Here is an 18579-nt window from a genome sequence, read left to right as displayed (position 1 = left end):
GTACGCACTCAATGGCTTGGTTAATTAAGTTCATTATCATTTCCACGGTTTAACTCAAATAATGAGTAAAATCAGAATTAAAATGAGTGCTGAGACTGACATGAGAAACCTCAATAATGGGGGTCGTCTCAAATAGGCTCATATCTAAAATATTCAAGCCTAGCAGCAGCCAATCACCTGCATTTTGCGTCGATACCTGTACTGCAGCCAGTAGGATTAATGCCAATGTGCTTAGGACTATTTTTTTGCTAACAAGGTCGACCTTATTAACGTTTTTTTTGTCATTAACACCTTGATTTAAAATATTCATATTGCTCTTCCTAACGCACCAATACTTGCTCTGCATGGTTAAAATCTTGAATGCTGGAAATCACCCACACATCACCCACTTTCCCCCCTTGCAGCACCTCAATATGGCTCATACTACGGGCACCTAAGTGAATATCTGTTTGCTCTGCAATATCACCGTTCATGGCATACACTTCCTTGCCGCCGCCCGTTGACACAAATGCGCCCCGCTTTACCATCAACACATTAGGGCGGTTTTCAAGTAACACACGAGCCGATAATCGTTGGTTCTGCCGCAGGTGTAAGCGATCATCTTGCTCAAATTTAACTCGTGCTGTTACTTCACGATCTCTCACCTCTGGTGAAATGGATGATAACTCTCCTATTAAGGTTAACGCGCCAAAGCTCAACTCCACATTCATCCCCAGTCCTAATTCATCGGCATAAGACTCAGGCACGGCCAATTCCGCTTCAAAAGCACTCAAATCAACAACGGTTAAAATAGGCTGACTTTGAGCAATACGCGCTTTTTGCTCCGTCAACCAATTACCAATAATCCCCCCCACAGGGGATTTAATATTTAATGCTCTAACCTGACGCTCAAGCTCACTGACCACTAATTTTTGTCGATTAACTTCAGCCGCTTTATTTTTAACTTCAAAGGTTAAGGTATCTCGCGTCAACTGTGCTTCCTGCCGTGCATGAGCCGACAGTAACTTGGCTTTATGCAGATCATCTTTACCCTTTTCAAAATCTATTGTAGAGATCAATTTACTTTCGATAAGCTCATCACCACGGCGACTCTCTCTGTCGGCCGCCTCAAGGTCGACCTTAGCCACATCGATGGTTTGCTGGGCTTTAAGTTGTTCACGGCGGGCATCAAGACGGGCTCGCTCTAATGAGCTTTGCATCCCTTCTAACAGTGCTTCCTCTTGCTTAAGGCTATTCGTCAGTTTGTGACTTTCGATAGTGGCGACCACATCACCCAGCTCGACCCTGTCACCGGGCTTTGCCAGTAACGTGACTGTGCCTTGATCTGTGCTGTAAAGAATGGGCGCATTGGCTGCGACTATTTTACCTGAGGTAGCAATATCACGGGTTAATGTGCCCCGCTCTAATGTGGCAAATCTCAGCTCACTACGGTTAATCGACTCACTGATCTTGCTGCCACCAACACTTGACCACACCAGACCCGAGACTAACAACACCACAGCCCCAGCCACTAATGGCCATGTTAACTTTTTGCCCATGCTCGGCAATACCACAGTGTCCTGTCCACTGGTATCCTTAATCATCATCTATTCCTAACTGTCCATATCATGAAAGTTCAACAAAAAAGTGTTCAACATATGTTATTACAGCTAACTAAGCAGATTATATGCCAAGATTTACAATTCAATATTTATCAGTTAGTTACTAAGAATTATACATAAACAGATAGAATAATATGTCCGCGGACATATGAGAAAGTGTCCGATTATTTATCCATATAAGACAATAAGTGTCCGCAGTGAAAACGGACAACTTATTTATAGCGGTAGGTAAAAGAGAGAACAGCAAAAATCATAGGTATCATAATGATTTTAGTGTCAATTTAAGCGTGGGAATTCAGATAACGCTGGCTCAATTGACCCATATAGATCCCGGTTAACATAGAAATAATAAACAAGGCTAAGCTGATATCTAGACTGCCAATATTGACCAAAGCAGGCCCGGGACAGATCCCAGCTATCCCCCAGCCAATGCCAAATAGTCCAGCCCCTATGATTAGCCTACGATTGGGTTTTTCTGCCACTGGCAGGTGATAATCACTGCCACAAATAGCGGTAGCTTTATGTTCAGGAACAGCATTGAGCCTTGGTTTAATATAACAATGAAACACCGGCATATAAACCAGCAAGGCCCCCAACATAACCAGTATTAACGAGGGATCCCAGCTGCCATTAAACAAACCTTTCAAATCAAGAAAGCCGATCACCTTAGCCGGATCTGCCATGCCTGAAATTAACAATCCTACGCCAAAAAGAAGCCCTGAAATAAACGCGACCCATTTATTATCCATATCTAATCTTCACCTTTAAAAAAAATTATTAATGGACTAACATCGCAGCAATGATGCCCGTTAACATAAATACGCCAGTCGCGATGATAGATCGAAGCGACAATCGCCCTATGCCGCAGATCCCATGGCCACTGGTACAGCCAGAACCTAGGTTGCTCCCCAGCCCCACTAATAGTCCGCCCATCACTAACAAAAATGTGGGCACTTGATTAAATTTAAATGCCGCGATCCCCATGGGTCCTGCGATTTGCACATACACAACACCTACGAGCATAAGGCCAAATAAAAAGTACCATTGCCACGCTAAGCCTTTATTGGCCTCACTAGCCTGCTTTTTATTGCTAAAAATCGCAAACGATAAAATGCCGCTGATCCCCGCTATTCTGCCATTAAAAACCATTAAGCCAATAGCCGAAAAACCAATTAACATGCCACCCAATAGTGCCCAAATAAGCGATAATAAAGAGATAGAAGTGTCCATCAATCGAGCTCCAAATTAATCATGATCCAACCTGAAATCATTCACCTTTGCATTCACCGCTTGGTCTCAAACCATCACGGCATCAATATAACCACAATGATAGATACTATGACCTTAAATCGCTTGCCAAAAAATGGCAAAAGAACACAAGACTGCCACAAACCAAGACAGCGAACGCAGTGTGCCTTTATCAAGTAAATACAGTAACTGATAAGCAAATCGCGCAATAATATGGACAATGGCTAACGTCACCACAGTATCGTTGACGTTATCAGTCGCAATCACTGTCAATACCGCGAGTCCAAAAATCAGCAGCGATTCAAATGCGTTTTGATGACCCGCTAATGCACGCGCACCAAAGCCGGTTAATTTTGCCTGTTGATCTCTTGGATGGGCATTATCATATCCCCCAGATTTCGCCATTGCCCATGCTAGAGGGCCTTTCGTCAAATAAGGCAATAACATTGCCAGAAATAAGCAGATGAGTAAGCTTGTCATAGAGAAATCCTGTTAATTATCAGGCAGTGATGCCTATTGATTATCATCAAGCACAATCCAAAACATGACTGATGCTCAATTCGTTTGGTATTCATCATTAGTTCTAATACTGAGTCAAAAGCTATCTTGCTTTATCCAAAGCTTCACACAGTGCACTAACTCCCAATAATGCCCTAGGCGTCGCTCGATGTAAAAGATCGGCATTAAGTTGATAGATATGCTTATTATTAACTGCGGGTATTTCTTGCCACTGACTCCAGTCAACACCTAAAATGTTGCCTTTATCCTGACTTTGTAAAATAACCTCCGGCATCTTCAATAGCACACTTTCTACACTCACTTGCGGGTAATCGCTGGCAGCGTCAACATACACATTATCACCGTGGCAAACATCAATGATCTGCTGGATCCAACTGTGTTTAGACACCGTCATTAAAGGGGTAGACCAGAGCTGATAGAAAACCTTAACATCGGCTTTAGTTGCATTACGCCTACGCAATGTTGCAAGTTCGACAAGGTAATCATCAGCAACCTTGTTCGCCTCATCTGTATGACCCGTCAGTTCACCTAATGCTTTCACATCAGCAGCCACCCCGTCCAAACTCTTAGGATCACTATTAAATACCTTAAACCCTAAGCTCTTTAACCGAGTAATATCTTCAGCCTTATTACCACTGCCCCATACCACCACAAGATCGGGATTAAGCTCAAGCACACGTTCAATTAAAATACCGTTATTCCCCCCAATTTGAGGAATACTGAGCGCGGCTGGCGGAAAATCAGTGTGAGCGGTGGTCGCTAAAATAGACTCACCCGCCCCGATGGCATATAACATTTCTACCGAATGTGGCGACAAGGCTATCACCCGCTTGGCAGGCGCTGCCAGCGCCATATTTGCAGCGCCAATAGCCACCAGCAACAGGCTGACTCTTGATAAAAATCTCATTAAAACCCTCTAAAATCCAAGATCGCCACCCCAAAAGACCACATTGTTATGAACGAGGGCTAGCCGTCAAATCAAACTCTTCAATAAACTGCAAAGCCATGAGCATACACGCTCTCTAAAGCCGCTGACAGCTATTTCAAATACAGCTGAAAGGCTCCTAATTAAAAGCAGCTAAAGCGCTTAGTTAACCTGAACTCGGGATAACGAGTGTCAGATATGTTTGATTTTTCACTTAAAATCAATAAGTTAAACTTCATCTGATTATTATTTACCCACCCACTGGCTTAATGCCGACATTTTTGTCGATATCAAGGCGGGATTTCGTACGTAATAGCTGGCTATTACTAGAAAGCACAACAAAGATAGGGGCCAAGATAGCGATATTAAGCGGCGCGGCTGCGCGCGGCCTATCCTAATCTGTTAGCTGTGTACTACGCTAGCAACAAGAACTTTCTTAAATCACGCTCTTGCCTCATAACGTGCAAAATAAAAACCTTATCGTTGTCTATTTTATAAAATATACGACACGGGTTAACCACTATTTCACGATAATTTAGGTTAGTTAACTCAATCGGTTTCTTCCCTGATTCGGGAAACGCTTCGAGACGTTCAACCTTATTGAAGATTTTCGCCACCAAATTTTTAGCTAATTGTAGATTACTCAAAGCAATATATTCAGCAACATCGTTAATATCTTCCAGAGCTGGGTTTGTCCAGATTATTTCAGCCATTTATTCATTTTCTCTTTAGCGTCAATATTAGACATGGTTTCACCACGACTTATTGCCTGCTCACCTTTTGCAAGAGCCTCGAGAATTTGCATTCGTTTTTGCATGAATTCGAAGTCATCGACATCTACAAGGTATGCTGATGGTTGCCCATGCTCAGTGATCAACACTGGCTCTTTAGAAGAGTGAAGTTCAGATAATATCTTAGTGGCTTGACGCTTCAGTGTTGTTACTAGTTCTACTCTCATAATATTCCCCACTCAAATAGTATCACTATAGTAGCACTTGCAAACCAATTTGGGAAATACAGCTAACACTGAGTTAATGGGCCGCGTTGCTGCGAAGCAGCGCTTTTAGCGGTCCAGCCAGCTTTGCTGGCGAACATTGAACGTATTGTGTACGCCCAGCATCGGCATCAACTAATGAGGTGACTTTCTATTATACATAAGCTCTGTAGGAAGATCACCGTTACTCTTTCTAAAAGAGAATAACTTACTGTTATTAAACGCTAACTACTAGCGAATAGCGAGGCTTGGTCTGAAGGACTGATATGTTGCTCCTGCAATATCTGCATTTCCACCATCCTTGGTGGTCAAGCCGCTAGCCCTGTTAAGGATTAAAGAGTGGAGCTGATGAACAAGAACATTATATGAGGCGTAGACTAGAGGGATACAGCAAGCGCCGAGTAATGAAAAGCTTGAAGTAATGGTTAAGAAAGCGGGGTTATGTTCACTGAGAGATGGATGGATCGTAGTTCACTCGGAGCAAAGAAGTTAGCAAGAAAGTTGAAGTTAGGACATTTTATTGTTGAGTGCTAGCCATGAACCGCCCTCGGCTCTGGCATCCTGCTTCGCCCTACCTCCTAAATCCATTTAGTCGTGTGCGGAGCCGCATGCAGGGTGGTGCGGGGGCTGGAGGCTAGACACCTCCGGCACCCGATTAGGCAACATTTTCCATCAATATTATTCTTGATTTTAATATGTATGTTTCATCAGCAAGTTCAACATTTAATTTTTCGCAAATCAAGTCGTGGTATGGTTGCTCTAATGTAATATAAAAACCATCTTCATCTTCTACTTCGATATTAAAAATGTATTGATGGTTACGTGCCACGTCAATAGCATCTACTGCTAGCGGACCTTCTTGACCTCTATTTTTAAACTCTAACAATTTTACTAAGCTTTTCTTATTTTCACTGAAGTCATCAAATAACTGCCCCATATTAGCTTTTACCTCATCACTCCATTCATTTGATACAAAGCTAGTCAATGCAGGGTGTAGTTTGTAGATATCTTTACTGCTATCTACATTCAGTACCTTTTGAATGTAACCATTCTCTTTGGGAGCATCCAAACCATACCTTTCCCACTCAATGCAAAGTTCTTTATTGGATAGATCCCTTAAAATCTTCTTTGTCCAATGATCATAATGTAGATAAACTTTTTTAAACTCATCAAGAGTCTTTTTGCTTTCAGATTCTTCTATTTTCAGTTTGGCTTTTTTTTCTTTTGATTTTTTGTGTTTTGAGTAACAATAATCAAAGCCTAAATACATTAAGTGACCAATAAGAGATCCAAGTCCTAAACCAATAAAAAGGACTACTACACTTTTTTGCTCACTCGAGATACCTGTAATATCAACTATTTTACTAATGTATTTCCACGTGAGTAACATGAAGATACCAACAGATATATATTTCACTGATGCCTTGGGAGAGGTTAAAGATGACAATACCTTAATAATTGTCGTTACACTTTCACTCATCAATTAACTCCGAATATTTGTTGTTGCATAACAGCTTATTGATTAGCAGCAGGATAACATACTGCTTTCTTGTCAGTTTCTTCGCAAAAATATCACTTGTAAGTGTTTGTTGTAAACATATTACCTAACAAACAGTTAACTAAGCCACTCATAGTTAACATAAGATAAATTTACCCTTTATAACCTACAATACCCCTGAGCAAGGTAATGTTTAAACTATTGATTTTAAAATATATCCTCTGTCTTCATCACATAGCCTCTGCAATTGCACTAAGTGGACATCCATAATATTTTTAACATAAGCTCGTGGTTAGAATATGTCCATCAGTCTTATGGCTTCTCTTAAGCATTCTGCTAGATAAATCACAACAGTTAACTAAGCCACTTCAAGATGGTAGGTGTGATTAACCTATTTATCTAGAGGCTTATTCACTGCGATGTCATCAACATCTTTTCGCTCTTCGCCGCGATGACGTTGCTGGGCCAATATGGCCTGTACTGGCTCACTTTCCCACTGGTGGCCCTGTTGGTATAAGGCTTCCAGAGTTTGGTTGAGTGTTTTGAGCGCCGCTGAGGTGGTTTTCCACTGAGCTTCTGGCAATGCTGCCGACCAGGTTTGTAAATCTTCACGCGCACGCACCTTAGCTGGCATGATGTCGTGATGGTATTCCAACATCCAATGAGCCAAATAACGTAACGTCAGCCAATACCAGCCGCGCCATAAAAAATAGCTCACCGGGTTATACTGCCAGCGCTGTTGTAACAGGCGTTGATAGCCAGCGCGGTTATATTCAGGCTCTGCAACATCAAGGGCCGCCAAAGTGGCATTGTCTTGGCCTTTAGTGTCTTGATATTCATCCATGTATTGACGGATGAACTCATATAAACAAAACGCCTCTTCCTGTGAGTGCACCGGAATACTGACCGCAGCAATACTGTTACTTGGGTCGTTAACATCAGGCGCACTTAAGACTAAAAACTGCATATTGGTCGCGGTAAATAGGCTCATCATAGATGAGGATTGGTACTCAATGGCCAGCTTTTCCCAAGGCACGGCCAGTAACTCTTCGCTGACCACCAAGCCTTTTTTATCACTAAAATACTGGCGCCAAGGTTGCGCCAGTTTGTAGAGGGGAATAAAACTCAGTAAAAATAAGATTAAACCGGGAATGAATACAGATTTTAGTCCTCTTGAGCTTTTAAACTCCATGAATAAAAATTGTCCGTCTAGCTGCCCGAGTAAGAATATTCCTCCTATTGAGAACAAAAAAAACGCTGAAATCAGTAAAAAGATTGACCAGTGGCTGCCCATAAGTGACGGTCGTTGAGGGATGGGCTGATTGGCTTGGGGGCGAGACAAGATCACTTCTTGGCGTTGGCCATGAACGCGCAGCGGTAACTGACTAGAGGCCTCCCGAGCCATGTCTTGTTGCTCCAACCAAAACCAGAGAGAAAAACCCATCAACAGAGGTAAGGTCATCGGAAGAAGCAGAAGTGGATTCCTCTCCATAGTTAATTCCCACATGCCATATAAGATCATACACAGAATCAATACACGCACCCAGATCAGCATTTGCGCCGCATGGACATTAGTGCTGACAAAGCTAAATTCGATAAATTGGCGAGTTTTACTCGATAAAAAAGCGCTGATACACAGCGGCTCTCGGCCGGTATTTGACGGCCTAGGGGCTAAGCCGATGCGGGCAAAATTATCACATTGGGCACTTTCACCACTGGTGAGCAAGCTTTTAGACGCTAGCTCCACTGCGCTATCGAGTGAACCGCCAAGGGCGGCGTCACTGTCTGACGTTGAATCTGTACCTGATGTGACATCAGCTGAACTGGGCATACTAGCCTCCTAAGAGCTGGGTTAATGCAAGCGGCCAAGGGGTTAACGGCTGTGAAGGCAAGGTATCACGCTGCCGTTGCCGGACTTGCACCACATTGGGGTTTTCTTGATCGCTTATGAGCTGTAATCCCAATTGGGTCTCCATAACCCCCAACTCACACAAGGGGCATATTAATTGTGGGGATCCCCATAATGTTGAAAGGGGAACTTTAGCCTCCATATTTCTCACTTGGTCACGTGTCAATAACAGTGTATCTGCATTGTTACTTATTGCTTGCAGCAGGTGCCGTGCAAGGATGCACCAATGTCGTAAAGGCAGGTCAGAGTGCTCCCTGCATCTCAAGACTTCCCATATCCCTATGGGTCAGATGCCTAAGAACGACCTTATGTGTAGATGCTTCTATGACACGCTGCGAGTACATCTGACCTCCACCGATGGAGGAAATGCCTAATTCAGTATGGAACTGAATGGGCCTTGTGGGCTCTACTAAAACCAATAACGTCCATGTTAAACGGCCAGTTCTACATCAATGTCTCTCGCTCATAGAGTTTCACTTTGTGAAACTTCGCCTTGTCATCGAAGCTCACAGCCGTATCTACACCCTTCTAGTAAAGCAAGCGTATTTCTTCGATTTGGCCTTGCTGGTTAGTTTTCTGGCTTATTTTTGCCCCCAAAATTGGTTTCGCAGATAAAAAGGCAAGTAAGCTGAATAAAGTTTTAGTTTTAGAAAAGCTAATGTAAAAGGCTTTTGTGTAGTCTATAAAGTTATGCCTGTCCCATCTCTTCACCATATCTTCAGTTGTAAAGGTCAGCATCATATGCTTTGGTCAAGAGAAGGATTAGAGCCTATTTTACAAATAAGAGCGGCTTTGGCAAGTCAGGAGGAGTGGAGACAACTATGGCGAACAGCGGTATTGAATGCTGCTTAATGGACTGGCTGCAGCTATAGATAACACTTCCTCAGACTGATGAGATAAGGCTATTATAAAACATCAATTCATCACTATAATATTAAGAATATTTTCAGATGTGAAATAAATTCTAATATAAACTAAATATGGCAAGTTGCTTGGAAATAATGCCAACATTCTTATGCTGGCATCTTCAATGCGGTGTCTATCTGTATTTTACTAAACAAAAATAGTTAAGGAGTAGGACAAGTATCACCATACCCAGCTCTCCCCCAACATACCATACTTCCATCCTCTTTCATGGCTGAAAAAGCGTAATCATTGGAATAAATAGCTGTTACATTAGTCAATTGTTCCTCTACGGTACTGGAGTCCCCTCCATAAGTCGCAGTCCCCCAACTGACCACGGAACCGTCATTTCTAAGAGCCGAAAAAGCACGCTCGTTTGAATAAATTGTAACGACTCCAGTTAATTGCTCCTCTACTGCACTGGAATTCCCACCATAAGTTGCATTCCCCCAAGTGACCACAGTACCATCATCTTTTAAAGCTGCAAAAGAACGCTGATTAGGATAAATGGCCACTATATTGATGAGCTTGTCATGTACAGTACTGGAATCTCCGCCATAACCTGCATTTCCCCAAGTAACCACAGTTCCATCATTTTTTAAAGCTGCAAAAGCGCTATAATTAGAGCTCATTGTTTTAACGTTAGTAAGTTGAGCTTGTACAGCACTGGAGTTACCACCATAACTTGCGCTTCCCCACGTCACCACTGTACCATCATCTTTTAATGCTGCCGAACTCCATTCTGCCGTATAAATTTCACTGACTTCGGTTAACTCATTTTGTACACTACTAGAATTACCGCCATAAGTTGCATTTCCCCAAGTAACCACTGTTCCATCATTTTTAAGAGCTGCAAAAGACCATTGATTTGCATAAATTACAGATACATTGATCAATTGCTCTGCTACTGCACTAGAATTGCCACCATAACTTGCACTTCCCCAAGTAACTACGGTTCCATCATTTTTTAAGAGCTGCAAAAGCACCTGTATTAGCATAAATTGCTGTGACACCAGTCAGTTCCGTTTGTACTGCACTAGAATTGCCACCATAACTTGCACTTCCCCAAGTAACTACGGTTCCATCATTTTTAAGAGCTGCAAAAGCACCGCTATTATTATAGCTACCCGTTGAATAGACTGTTTTGATATTCATTAATTGATCTTGTACTGTACTAGAGTCCCCACCATAAGTTGCACTCCCCCAAGTAACTAGGCTGCCATCGAGCCTCAATGCTGCAAAAGCATTCTTAGTTGCATAGATATCTATAACGTCTCTTAACTCACTTTGTACAACACTAGCATCACCACCATTCGCCGCATTCCCCCAAGCGATTACTGATCTATCTGTCTCAATTTTTGCAAATGCTGAAGAAGTAGACACTATTTCGCCAGATTCAGGTTGTGGTGCATAAAGATCATATTGACCATTTTGATGTAAATAACTACTCATTTGTACTAAATTAGGTATTAGATTATTATCACCACTTTCTAAAGGGCCAACTTCAGCACAAGATTCTAATCCAGCCTGTGAATCAATATCCACAGGCATCACACAAAATGATATTTTACTGCCCACAACCTCTTTTAAAGCCTCTGAATCTAGTGGTAAAACTCTTTGAGTATCTTCATTTCCTGTTCCTGCTTCTAATACAACTTCATCGGCTTTCCATTGCCATTGCGAATGACCTTCTGGTTTTGGGCTATCTTCATTCAACAGATATGTATAAGTTCCTGTCAGAGTATTCCCATTAGCGGTGCTGATCGAACCATTCGCCATAATGTTAACATTGCTAGCAATTGGACCAGGTCCTACTGCTGGACTAACAGGGTTCGGATCAACATCATCACGTAAAGCATCGCCATCAGTATCGGGATTATCTGGATCTGTCCCCATTAAAAACACTTCAAGACCTTTAGGTAAAGTATCACCATCATCATCTGACGCGCCATCATAGACAGGGTTATTTTCATCAAAGATATTGGTATAGGCTTTATACTCGGTCAGATCGGTAAGCCCATCTAAATCTGTATCTGTTTCACCTGGAGAGTTAGCATCATAGGGGTTCCAGCCATACATCCTTTCGATACTGTCATCTAGACCATCACCATCTGAATCAGCGGCCATGGCTGCAGAGGAAAAAGATAAAGCGACCACTAGCGTAGCTGACAGTATGGAAAGACTAAACTTTGTTTCGTATCGCTTCATTATAACCTCTTTGTAAATTAAACATGAATCCTAAGCAGAAAAATGGCACGTTAGGAATAACAAATAAAATAATCAACTAGACTAGTCGAACCTGAACACTGTGATGATGATTCTTGATTAATGTGGAAATAGATACCCAATCATAAATACAAGCTAACTCTTTTCTATCAACAGATGCTGCGAGCTAATATGTATATTATTGATGTGTAATTTACCTAAAGTCGCGGATAATTCAAAATCAGCTTACGTGGGTATTCCCCACTCTTCCTCCTTAACCATTAAAAAAATCATAGCCAGCTATTGTTAAGTAGTCGACCATATGCTTTTTAACATTTTATGTGTATGATCAGAAAAGATATGCACATCTTTAGTCTGCTGGGTATTGTTGGTGAAAGCAACGTTTGGTCACTGCCATTCATTGTTAACTTGCGAGGGTATAAGGGGACGGATCAAATTTGATCCTACGAAGAAACTAAGATACTTTTTCTCATCTGGACCTCCCGAATTAGAGTAAATAACCTATCTGATTTCTGTCCAAAACCGTGCTAGCAACCAAGAATCAAAAATCGAAGAAACGAGTCTTGGCTTTATACAAGGGTGTAGATACGGCTGCGGCCGTTGATGGCATGGATGCCATCGTCGAGCTTACATGGAAGTATTCACAGCGTACCGCAGAAGTATCTGCACATAGGCCCACGGCAGGTGATTAATCTAATTTGAAACTTTGGTCATCAATAAGCCAATCAAACACCAAACCAGCCCAATGAACCCCAGCTAAAAAGAGACTTGAAACTTGTTATCTGACAAGTTAACCAATTAATGTCCAAAAGAAGAGATGGGACAGGCATAACTTTATACTAAACCGCCGCTGACAACGACTGCCGTCCATCCATTGCATCCATTAGTGCGGCGGGCACGATCACACCGTCTAGGCTCGCTTGACTGACTTAATCAAGCTGCTGTTCACTGTTAGAAAAGCTGAAGAGGCGCGCACATATTATTGTGCAGGTTTCTCGTCGTACATTGGATGTTTATACATGTCATTGTGTCGCTTAATTTCAATCACTTCAAGTTCACCCAACGCACTAAGCAAGGGCACGAGTTGCTCAAGCAATATTTGTTTTTGTTCTAAGGAATTTGCAAAAAGAGTCCTAGAAAAAACTAAATTAATTTCATTAATAGAATCAATATCCAGCAAAAGATCATTTTTAAGATCAAACAACACATTAGCATCGGAGAATAAAATACTAAATTTATCAACTTTTGACTTAAAATTGGTCATGCCAAATGCCATCAAGCCAAATGCCCCCGCGCCAACAAATGCCAGCGGCCCTATCACCATCAAGGCAAGTAAACACACTAGAATACCGACCCAGGCTATGCCCCTGATGACAGTGTATGCCGCCTCGGGGATGACTTGTTCTTTAGTATAATGTATGCCCAATTTGGTTAACTGATATTGATAATGGTTATCTGGCAAGAACAAGTAGCGGTTCATGAGCATGCCTATAATTCCTACAGAAAGTAGTGTGAATATTCCTCCATACCCCATATCTTCTACACAAAATAAAAAAATGGGGAAAGAAAATCCGACAAGAATAGAAGCAACCCAACGAATTAAAGGCCCATGTTTTCCACTAAAGCCGATAAATTCCCATTCATAAATCACAGGCTCTTGGTAAACTTGCTGCTTTAACGCTTGGATCTCTTGCTCAGTGATCATGACACCTTACCTCCAACTGTGATAATACGGGTCGCGGGAGTTTTGGCGCTGTTTTTTAGCCCTAATTTTTTGAACAAAAAGACGTCCTTATCGCTTACTTGTTCCATTTAACTTTCCATCTCCTTTTCCACTTTCCACTTTCCACTTTCCACTTTCCACTTTCCACTTTCCACTTTCCACTTCAATACTGACGGCACTAAACCGCAACTTCAAACTGCCGCCGTCCATCCATTCCATCCATTAGTGCGGCGGGCACGATCACACCGTCTAGGCTCGCTTGACTGACTTAATCAAGCTGCTGTTCACTGTTAGAAAAGCTGAAGAGGCGCGCAGATATTATTGTGCCGGTTTCTCGTCGTACATTGGATGTTTATATATGTCATTGTGTCGCTTAATTTCAATCACTTCAAGCTCACCCAGCGCGCTAAGCAAGGGCACGAGTTGCTCGATCAATATTTGTTTTTGCTCTAAGGAACTCGATAAAAGTTTTCCGACAAATGCCAATCCAGACTTTTTCTGGGGCCTGATATCCAACATAAGATCATTCTTAGTATTAAACAGCACGTTAGCTTCGTAGAACAAAATACTAAATTTATCAACTTTAGATGTAAAATTGGTCATACCAAATGCCATCAAGCCAAATGCCCCCGCGCCAACAAATGCCAGCGGCCCTATCACCATCAAGGCAAGTAAACACACTAAGATGCCGACCCAGGCTATGCCCCTTATGACGGTGTAAGCCACCTCGGGGATGACCTGCTCTTGAGTATAATGTATGCCCAACTTGGTTAATTTATACTGGTAATGGTTGTCAGGGATAAATAAGTAGCGGCTCATTAGCATTCCTATAACTCCTACAGAAAGTAATGTGAATGTTCCTCCATATCCCACATCTTCTACACAAAATAAAAAAATGGGAAGAGTAAATCCTGCCAGAATAGAAAGAACCCAACGAGTTAACGGTGCGTGTTTGCCGCCTGCCCCGATAAATTCCCATTCATAAATCACAGGCTCTTGGTAAACTTGCTGCTTTAACGCTTGGATATCTTGCTCAGTGATCATGACACCTTGCCTCCAACTGTGATAATGCGGGTCGCGGGTTCTTTGGTGCTGCCCTGACTGCGGGGACTGACGTTGAGTGCCCCCTCTTGACTGCCATGAGCGACATAATACAGGTTTTGTTGCTCATCGGTTAGCGCTTGTGATGACGATGCCCAATTAAACGGCATTTTTATGGCCACCACCACGGTGTCTGTATCACTGCCCCCCAGCGTCAAGCTGTAAATTGCATTATCTTCCTTGTCGGTGCGCCAGCTGCCTTGTTGCTCATTGAGTAAAACTGGGGGACTGGGTGCTGGGGCGGCGCCCGAGATATAAGTGGCACTCGCTGGCATGCGGGTTATTTGCAGGCCAATATTGCGCCCCAAGGTAAAGGGCGGCAAGGTGATGCTCAGCTGCCACTGAGTACTGCCGGTGTCCATCCATTGACTCGGGGCGCGCGATAAGACCTTGTCTAAGCGCATTTGGGGACGATGTAATATGTGCTCTAACTGAGAGACTTCTTCCAATGGGCTCCAGCCTTGGCTGTCATTACCCCAGGTCGATTGCTTTAACCAGGTTTCCAGCTCCGAGCGTGTAAACACATTGATAATCACCACCGCCAGCAAATAAACAATGCCGGCCACCATCAGGGTGCTGATCATCCAAGGGGCGAGTACGGCACCGGTTGAAACGGATATAAAGTTAGGAGCAAAACGGCTCAGCACGGTAAAACCACTTTGCACAACAAAAACTCCAGCTTGCGCTAATGCTGCCCCTCCCTTTAGGCCATAGCCGATATTTTCCATTGAATCATTCTGCGGGTCTGAAAACTTATTCCAACTTTCCCACGCCTCTAACCCCGACGCGATTAAACCAAACACAGACACCACCGCCGTGTATTTGGCGAAGCTGCTGGCTAATTGCGCCTGTGTCACTGTACTGTCTTTAATGGCTTCTTTTAAACTCATCTTCAACAATTGTTCATCTTTGATGATTTTGCTCCAGGCGCCGTCTCTGAAGATGGCGGCGATGGCCGACACGGCGTAACTGCTGGCATACATGGCCTCACGTAATGCCGGATTAATGTCGGGGTGGCTGCCTGAGGCTTGCTCCATTTTAAAACCAATATCTTGTAATACCGCCGAGGTATTCCACAGGTTGAGCACCGCAACAATGCCGCCCCAACCGCCAATCGCCTTGCTGACTGTCTGGGTAGCGCTACTCGTTTGACGCCACAGGGAGGTGACATGCTCGTTGATGATTTGTTTGGTGGTATTATTGACGGCATCATTTTTTAGCATGACCATCATGGGTAAATCATTGGCCAACAGCCGCTGAATATTAATCTGCGCCGCTTTGGCCGTTTGGATTTGATGATTTTTAGGCGCCACATGCCCCGGACGAACATTGGTGACGTCCTCAAGCTCTTGCAGATACACATTGAGTTTGCTATGAAAAACCTTAAGCTCTGACTTATATTCGGGGTTGCGGATCACAATGGCCTCTTCGGTCATCATGGCCTCTAATAGCACTAATTTTAAGTTACTGGCGAGACTCAGGCTGGTTGACTTTTTTTGCCATTGACTGGGAAACAGCAAATCCATCGTTGCCCGCCAGCTATGCTGCGCTTGGCCCAAGACCGATTTTTGCAACGCCATAAAACTGAGTTGAACGGGCTCGATTAATGCCTTAAACCAGGCTTTTTCTTGAATTCGAGTATCGCCGCTAAGGCCATCCCAATCCGCCAATCGAGACCAAAAGGCACTCATATCTCCTGCGCTAGCGCTTGATAATACACTGCTATCTATGCTATCGACGACATCATTCAGCGCTTGCCAGTTCTGCATTGAGAACCCCAGAGAAGCCAAGGCAAACAGGTTTTTCGGTGAATCCAGCGATACGCTTTTATCCAGTGCCTTAATTTGTTCTTCTGTGGTCGCTACTTGTTTAATCACGCTCAGAAACTGACTGACTAATGTCAGTAAGTAAGCTTGCCCCTGCTCATCTTGATTATCTAAGCCGAGGGCTAAAGGATCGGTTCCCAGAGCGTCAAACGCCGCCCTAAAATCATCATACAAGGCGTTAATTTTCTCATCTTTACCTTGAAGTTGGGTGTAATGCTCAGTGAGGTACGTATCGATGTCGGTCCAGTTGACTTCATCACTAAATACCGTACTTGTCACCCACTTCTCTGTTTGCGCTTGGCTTGGGGTGAACCGATATTCATCTTGCAGCTCTGCTAGTTTTTGATTCGCCCTTGCTTGCTGCGCCGTTAGTACCTCTTGAAATTTGGCATTATTATTCATATCAGGATTACTTTCTAATCCCGCCTGCGCATTATCGGCTAAATAACGACAGCCTAGATACTCGGTGAGTTTTTTTTCAAATGCCAATACTTGCAGTGGATCGTCGCGTAATGATGGCGGCAGTTCGTCATATTCTAGGGTTGCACGACCAAGACGACGAGCCAGCTCCGCCATTTGTGTTATACCAATTGTATTAAGTAGTTGTTCATTCAGCGGGAATTCAAAGCCCTGAAGGCAAGGCGAATGATTGATGCTAATAGTTATTCTATATCAAAATCATTTAACGTAGCCTGGAGGGCTTTGAAACCCGCCCTCCGGGAGGCGCTCAAACATTCCACTTCTACTTTGCACTGATTCACAAGGGAACAACCATTCTTTCATCAATGCGCCTTGAATTGAAAAGTTTGAGCGTCTCTGAATTGATCATATATTTAATACAATTGGTATTCTGTATATTCTCTTCATCTCCCAAAATAGCGATACGTTTAAATCGATACATTAAGCTCTTTTCTTGCTCTTATTCTGGGCCTTTGTCTCAGTAAAGAAATCTGTAAATCCCTTGCCTGCGGCTAAATGAGTTTCCATTTTGGCCGTTTGTACCCGTAACTCCTCGCTCGGCTTAGCCCATTCGTCTTCGGCAAGTGTTGATGACCAAGCTTCAATACTCGCTGGCATTTTTTTCATCGAAAACTGTAAATCCCATTCGGCAACATAATAGGGGAATTTCCACCAACACAACACATTCCAAATATAAAACCACGCAACGCCAGTATAAGAAATTGACCATTCAAACTGAGAAAATTTAAACCAATATCTTGGCCCATGTTTAAATTTACGGTGTAATTCTGTGCGCTTTTCATCAAAGGTGTGGCGGCCAGTATGCTCAGTTTGAGCGGGGCAATGTTGCGGGCCTTGTTCCATAAAGTCTCGGATCGCCTCCCACTGCGCTTGGGCGCTAAGCACATTGATCACGGGTTGACGAATAAACCAATACATATCCTTTTCCTTATCTTCTATGGCCATGCCAAAGGTGTAAGTGGTCATGATATTGCTGCCCGTTGTGCCGCTGCTGCTGGCAATCCAAGTGATTAACGACTCCCACGGACAAATCACCGCCCTGTCGCTACTATCAGGGAAATAACACACCTCCCGCCGTTGGCGGTTAAAACGGATTGGCCGCTGGCTGGACTTTTGGTAGGTACTATACAAAATAGTCGAGGTCAACAAGAGGAAGGTGCCGATCCCAATTCCGAATAAAACAGGGTACACATCATCCTGCAACACCATCACTGTATATTCGGCATAACTGTGGGCATAACCGTCTCTTACTCCTTCAGCATAAATAACAAACAAAGTCAAAAATAAACAAAATAAAGCAAACGAACTTAACACTGAAGTGCCTAACTGTACTTGAAAGTCTTTATCGCGGTTACTCGTACCAATGTCTAAATAAACCTCATTGACGGCTAAAAAACTGCCATTAATATCCAGCCCCCCGCCCTGGGTGGTGGGCAGGGGTAGCGGCGATAAAAACAGCGCTTGGCCCAAGGGGATACTGCGCGTTTCACCTGCGGTGGGGGGATGATTGCTGACATCGAGCCCGTCGCTTGATTGATTGTTGGTTTTTTTGTTACTCACATAAGCTCCTGTCGATTTATTACGATAGTGAATGATAATAATGAGGGTATCAATCACCTGACTAAC

19 protein-coding genes are annotated in these 18579 nt (G+C 43.2%); 1 reads left to right on the top strand and 18 read right to left on the bottom strand.

From position 1 onward, the window contains the following. Positions 1–49 precede the first annotated feature (49 nt). The 13 genes from HQQ94_RS07210 to HQQ94_RS07155 form a co-directional block, all read right to left on the bottom strand. Entirely contained in the window at positions 50–310 is a 261-nt protein-coding gene (locus tag HQQ94_RS07210; RefSeq protein WP_173293777.1) for a hypothetical protein, read from the bottom strand. A 10-nt stretch (positions 311–320) separates the two neighbouring features. Further along, the gene (locus HQQ94_RS07205) at positions 321–1583 is read right to left on the bottom strand and encodes an efflux RND transporter periplasmic adaptor subunit (protein WP_173296556.1); all 1263 of its coding nucleotides are present in this window, start codon (positions 1581–1583) and stop codon (positions 321–323) included. A 299-nt stretch (positions 1584–1882) separates the two neighbouring features. Beyond that, complete coding sequence (locus HQQ94_RS07200; RefSeq protein ID WP_173293776.1) at positions 1883–2350, bottom strand: YeeE/YedE family protein; 468 nt, start codon at positions 2348–2350, stop codon at positions 1883–1885. A 28-nt stretch (positions 2351–2378) separates the two neighbouring features. Then, positions 2379–2831, bottom strand: a complete 453-nt coding sequence (locus HQQ94_RS07195) for a YeeE/YedE family protein (RefSeq protein WP_173293775.1) — start codon at positions 2829–2831, stop codon at positions 2379–2381. A 114-nt stretch (positions 2832–2945) separates the two neighbouring features. Further along, entirely contained in the window at positions 2946–3329 is a 384-nt protein-coding gene (locus tag HQQ94_RS07190) for an MAPEG family protein (protein WP_173293774.1), read from the bottom strand. Between the two features lie 121 nt (positions 3330–3450). After that, positions 3451–4275 (bottom strand): cobalamin-binding protein, encoded by an 825-nt coding sequence (locus HQQ94_RS07185; protein ID WP_173293773.1) that lies wholly within the window; start codon positions 4273–4275, stop codon positions 3451–3453. Between the two features lie 431 nt (positions 4276–4706). Next, on the bottom strand, positions 4707–5006 hold the full coding sequence (locus HQQ94_RS07180; RefSeq protein ID WP_173293772.1) for a type II toxin-antitoxin system RelE/ParE family toxin: 300 nt from the start codon (positions 5004–5006) through the stop codon (positions 4707–4709). Beyond that, complete coding sequence (locus HQQ94_RS07175; protein WP_173293771.1) at positions 4994–5251, bottom strand: type II toxin-antitoxin system Phd/YefM family antitoxin; 258 nt, start codon at positions 5249–5251, stop codon at positions 4994–4996. The genes HQQ94_RS07180 and HQQ94_RS07175 overlap by 13 nt, the downstream gene beginning before the upstream one ends. A 691-nt stretch (positions 5252–5942) precedes the next feature. Further along, entirely contained in the window at positions 5943–6767 is an 825-nt protein-coding gene (locus HQQ94_RS07170) for a hypothetical protein (protein WP_173293770.1), read from the bottom strand. Between the two features lie 409 nt (positions 6768–7176). Beyond that, a complete protein-coding gene (locus HQQ94_RS07165; protein ID WP_173293769.1) occupies positions 7177–8616 on the bottom strand; it encodes a hypothetical protein in 1440 nt (479 codons plus the stop codon). A gap of 1 nt (position 8617) precedes the next feature. Further along, a complete protein-coding gene (locus HQQ94_RS22845) occupies positions 8618–8749 on the bottom strand; it encodes a hypothetical protein (protein ID WP_302051841.1) in 132 nt (43 codons plus the stop codon). 1012 nt (positions 8750–9761) lie between these two features. Next, positions 9762–10610 carry a hypothetical protein gene (locus HQQ94_RS07160; RefSeq protein WP_173293768.1) on the bottom strand — a complete coding sequence of 283 codons (849 nt, stop codon included), beginning with the start codon at positions 10608–10610 and terminating at the stop codon, positions 9762–9764. Continuing rightward, positions 10558–11805 (bottom strand): hypothetical protein, encoded by a 1248-nt coding sequence (locus tag HQQ94_RS07155; protein ID WP_173293767.1) that lies wholly within the window; start codon positions 11803–11805, stop codon positions 10558–10560. The genes HQQ94_RS07160 and HQQ94_RS07155 overlap by 53 nt, the downstream gene beginning before the upstream one ends. Positions 11806–12386: 581 nt before the next feature. Between HQQ94_RS07155 and HQQ94_RS22840 the strand changes: the two genes are divergently transcribed. Beyond that, complete coding sequence (locus HQQ94_RS22840; RefSeq protein WP_302051840.1) at positions 12387–12515, top strand: hypothetical protein; 129 nt, start codon at positions 12387–12389, stop codon at positions 12513–12515. A gap of 287 nt (positions 12516–12802) precedes the next feature. Here HQQ94_RS22840 and HQQ94_RS07150 read toward each other — a convergent pair whose 3' ends face one another. The 5 genes from HQQ94_RS07150 to HQQ94_RS07130 all read right to left on the bottom strand — a co-directional run bounded on the left by HQQ94_RS07150 (position 12803) and on the right by HQQ94_RS07130 (position 18513). Further along, entirely contained in the window at positions 12803–13528 is a 726-nt protein-coding gene (locus HQQ94_RS07150) for a hypothetical protein (protein WP_173293766.1), read from the bottom strand. A gap of 87 nt (positions 13529–13615) precedes the next feature. Next, a complete protein-coding gene (locus HQQ94_RS07145) occupies positions 13616–13756 on the bottom strand; it encodes a hypothetical protein (protein ID WP_173293765.1) in 141 nt (46 codons plus the stop codon). 108 nt (positions 13757–13864) lie between these two features. Further along, entirely contained in the window at positions 13865–14590 is a 726-nt protein-coding gene (locus HQQ94_RS07140; protein ID WP_173293764.1) for a hypothetical protein, read from the bottom strand. Further along, the gene (locus HQQ94_RS07135; protein WP_173293763.1) at positions 14587–17049 is read right to left on the bottom strand and encodes a hypothetical protein; all 2463 of its coding nucleotides are present in this window, start codon (positions 17047–17049) and stop codon (positions 14587–14589) included. The genes HQQ94_RS07140 and HQQ94_RS07135 overlap by 4 nt, the downstream gene beginning before the upstream one ends. Before the next feature lie 324 nt (positions 17050–17373). Then, on the bottom strand, positions 17374–18513 hold the full coding sequence (locus HQQ94_RS07130; RefSeq protein ID WP_173293762.1) for a DUF6708 domain-containing protein: 1140 nt from the start codon (positions 18511–18513) through the stop codon (positions 17374–17376). Positions 18514–18579 lie beyond the last annotated feature (66 nt).

Source organism: Shewanella sp. VB17 (assembly GCF_013248905.1).
In the GTDB taxonomy this organism is placed as follows: Bacteria; Pseudomonadota; Gammaproteobacteria; order Enterobacterales; family Shewanellaceae; genus Shewanella.
This window is presented reverse-complemented; position numbering and strand designations above follow the sequence as displayed.